Source organism: Intestinibacter sp., from assembly GCF_022780145.1.
GTDB lineage: Bacteria > Bacillota > Clostridia > Peptostreptococcales > Peptostreptococcaceae > Intestinibacter.
In genome coordinates, this window is sequence record NZ_JALEXO010000008.1 from 1 (window position 1) to 3,745 (window position 3,745).

Annotated in this window: 4 protein-coding genes and 1 pseudogene; all 5 read left to right on the forward strand. The window is 30.8% G+C overall.

The window, feature by feature from the left end:
* A pseudogene (locus MR593_RS00345) lies at nt 1–722 on the forward strand (elongation factor G); the annotation flags it as partial.
* A 27-nt stretch (nt 723–749) separates the two neighbouring features.
* The gene (locus MR593_RS00350; RefSeq protein WP_290685647.1) at nt 750–1,670 is read left to right on the forward strand and encodes a DMT family transporter; all 921 of its coding nucleotides are present in this window, start codon (nt 750–752) and stop codon (nt 1,668–1,670) included.
* Between the two features lies 1 nt (nt 1,671).
* On the forward strand, nt 1,672–2,664 hold the full coding sequence (locus tag MR593_RS00355; protein WP_290685649.1) for a GIY-YIG nuclease family protein: 993 nt from the start codon (nt 1,672–1,674) through the stop codon (nt 2,662–2,664).
* Between the two features lie 25 nt (nt 2,665–2,689).
* On the forward strand, nt 2,690–3,295 hold the full coding sequence (locus MR593_RS00360) for an NUDIX hydrolase (protein ID WP_331474692.1): 606 nt from the start codon (nt 2,690–2,692) through the stop codon (nt 3,293–3,295).
* A gap of 84 nt (nt 3,296–3,379) precedes the next feature.
* On the forward strand, nt 3,380–3,745 hold a 366-nt coding region (locus tag MR593_RS00365), incomplete at its 3' end, for a flavodoxin domain-containing protein (RefSeq protein WP_290685655.1).

Consider the following 3,745-nt stretch of genomic DNA (forward strand, 5'->3'; position numbering starts at 1 on the left):
TAGGAAGTGGTCACTACGAACCTCTAAAACATTACGCAGAAGTTCACTTAAAAATAGAGCCAAATACTAGAGGGGGAGGTATTGTATTTGAGAGCAAGGCGCATATAGACGATTTGAGTGTAGGACACCAAAATTTAATAAAAAAACACGTATTTGAGAGAAAACACCACGGAATACTATGTGGATTTGAACTAACTGATTTGAAGATAACCTTGCTAACTGGTAAAGAACATATAAAACATACTTGCGGTGGAGATTTTAGACAATGTACATATAGAGCCATAAGACAGGGAATAGAACAGAGTGAAAATATAATTTTGGAGCCATTTTACAATTTTGAAATAGAGGTCGAGGACAACTACTTGGGAAGAGTGATGTCCGATATCCAAAAATTAAACGGCACATTCGATGTTCCTCAGAGCATAAATGGAAAGTCAACAATAACTGGAAGAGGACCAGTTGCGACGTTTATGGACTATCAGTTGGAATTAATTTCTTTTACAAGGGGTACAGGTAAGATTTCATTTAACTTTGCAGGCTATGACGAATGCCACAACCCAGAAGAGGTTATACAAAGATATGGATACGACAAGGATGCTGATGAAGAGTACACTTCAAATTCTATATTTTTTGCAAAGGGAACTTCTTATTCAGTAAAGGGAAGTGACGTAAGAGACTATGTACACTGCGATATAAAAGAATTAATCGATAAATGGTTGTAATTATTCTACATGAAGGGGAGGATTTTTATGAATAAAGCGACGATAAAAGTATTAATTGCGATGCTACTTTGGGGGAGTATAGGAGTATTTGTAAAAAATATATCTTTAGATTCTGTCGAGATAGCATTTTTTAGAGGTATTATAGGGAGTGCTTTTTTAGGTGTAGTTTTACTGGCTAAAATGCAGGGAAAGAAAAAATTAGAAGTTGACGATTATGAAAATAATCAAAAACAGGACAAAAAAAGTATTATCGTACTTGTAATATCAGGTATGGCGATAGGCTTAAATTGGGTGTTTTTATTTAATTCCTACAACTACATGACTGTTTCAAATTCGACAATTGTATACTATCTTGCACCAGTTATAGTTATATTTGTATCACCTATTTTTTTAAAGGAAAAGCTGACTTTAAAAAAGGTCGTAGCTGTAATATGCGCCATGATAGGGTTAGTTTTAATTGTAAAAACTCAAGGAGCATCTTCAGCTAATATTGATTTAGCGAAGGGTGTATTTAACGCGTTTTTAGCAGCGTGTCTTTATGCATCTGTAGTTATATTGAATAAGTTTATAAAAAATGTAGACGATTACAAGAAGACATTTATACAACTTTTCATGGCGAGTATGGTCTTAGTTCCATGGGTAATACTTAGAAATCAGATAACATTTGATGGAGCAAAATCTATAGTACTTATCTTGATTTTAGGTATAGCTCATACGGGAATTGCGTACTGCTTGTATTTTTCAGCTATGAATGATTTAAAAGCTCAAAGTATAGCTATATTGGGATATCTAGATCCAGTTTCATCTATATTATTTAGTATATTCTTATTAAAAGAGCCTTTTTCAGTATGGCAGCTGATAGGAGGAGCTGTAATTTTAATAGCTGCATTTGTAGCTGAGAGAAATCCAAAGCCTAAAAATATAGAAAGTGGAGAGTCTAGCTTATAAAATGAAAAAATCGGTTTATAAATTAGATGAATTAAACGAACTGCCAAATAGTCCAGGGATTTACCTTATGAAGGACAAGGACGATTTTACAATATACGTCGGTAAGTCTAAAAATTTAAAAAATCGCGTCAAGAGCTATTTTTTCAAAGGAGGAGGCCATTCTAGAAAGATAAAGAGGATGATTAAAAATGTATCATATGTAGAGATAATAAGGACAGATACAGAATTTGACGCTCTTTTACTAGAGTGCAGGTATATACACGAGATAAAGCCGATGTACAACACGTTATTGAAAAACTACGACAAGTACAAGTATTTGAGTCTAAATCAAAATAATCATAATTTGATAGAAGTAAAAGACGATATAGATGATGACGGTATTTACTTCGGACCTTATTCCTTTGGGAGAAAGATGACTGCTATAAAGGATATCTTAGTAAAGGTCTATAAGCTTCCTATATGCTCTAGGCCTACTAAATGTATAAGATATGATTTAGGAAAATGTATAGCGCCATGTAGGGGAAAGGTAGATGAAACTTTAAAATACAGCACGATAAAAAATATAGAGGCTGATTTAAACGGTAAATCTCATTTTGTAGTAAGACAGCTTAAAAAAGAGATGAACTCTCAAATAGAAAATTTGAATTTTGAAAAGGCAGCCGTTATAAAAGAAGAAATCGATTTATTTTCTTCAATAGTCAGAAAACAAAAAAATCTCGTGAATTTAAAGAGAAATATAGTATTTTGGATGAAAATAGATGAATTTAAATATAAAATATATTATATAAGGATGTTTGAAGTAAAATACGAAAAAATATTAGATACAAGAGATTTAAATAAAGAGGCTGTAGAGAAAATAAAAAGAGAGATAAAAAATATGATTTTAAAACAAGGTAAATCAGATAGAATAATAAAAAAAGAAGAAATAGATTATATTAATATTGTAAATGAATATATAAAAAATACTGAGGATAGAGGATATATAGTCGTCTAATTTTCAAATAGAAAGGGTGAGTGTTTTGTCAAAGAGAATAAAAAATGTAAACAGTATTGTAGAGGGAAAATTTATAAGTTTATACGATTTAGAATATGTAAATAAATTAAATCAAGATAAACACTGGTCAGTTGTGACTAGAAAGAGCAAAGAGAATATACAAGATATCTATCTAAATGGAAAAGAAGACAATGTGGATGCAGTGGCAATAATTGCATATCATGTAGAGTATAAAAAACTAGTAGTTATAAAGCAATTCAGAGTTCCTGTAAACAATTATATATACGAAGTGCCAGCAGGACTTGTAGATCATGGTGAAGATATATTAGAAACTGTCAGAAGAGAGCTAAAGGAAGAAACTGGATTGAATTTACTAGAAATAAATAAAAAATACAGTAAGGGTAAGACTTATCTTTCACCGGGGATGACAGATGAATCAGTTGCGCTTGTTTTCTGCACATGTGATGGCGAAATAAGTAGGGATTACTTAGAAGCAAACGAAGATATAGAGACTATTTTAGTATCACAACAAGAAGCAGAGGCTATTTTAGAGTCAGATGAAAAAATAGATATAAAGGCATTTTTAATGCTACAAAATTTTGTGCTATTGGGAGATAAAATGTTTGTATAGGATAAGTATAACTACAAAATAATAAAGGAAAGTAAAAGGAAACCTCTAATTATTAATTAATAGTAAATAATTGGAGGTTTTATTATGAACAAAACAGTGATCATTTATAAAACGAAATACAATACTACAAAAAAATACGCTGGTTGGCTTGCTATAAAAACAAATGCAGATTTGTATGAATTGTCTGATATAAGAAATTCCGATTTAAAAAAATACGAAAATATAGTATTTGGCGGATGTATAGAAAATGGTCGTATAAAGGGGATAGATTTTATAAAAGAAAATTATGAAAAAATAAAGGATAAAAATGTAATTGTGTTTTATGTAGGTCTTGGGCTGTACAATATGGAGGAAATCATAAAATTAAATTTTATTCCGACATATAGATATAAAGGGATAAAATTCTTTGAGCTATTGGGAGACTTTGATTATAAAAAATTAAATTTTATG

Excerpts from the sequence above, each read along its gene's own strand:
- MR593_RS00350 (WP_290685647.1), top strand. The coding sequence starts at position 750 with ATGAATAAAGCGACGATAAAAGTATTAATTGCGATGCTACTTTGGGGG.
- MR593_RS00355 (WP_290685649.1), top strand. The coding sequence starts at position 1,672 with ATGAAAAAATCGGTTTATAAATTAGATGAATTAAACGAACTGCCAAAT.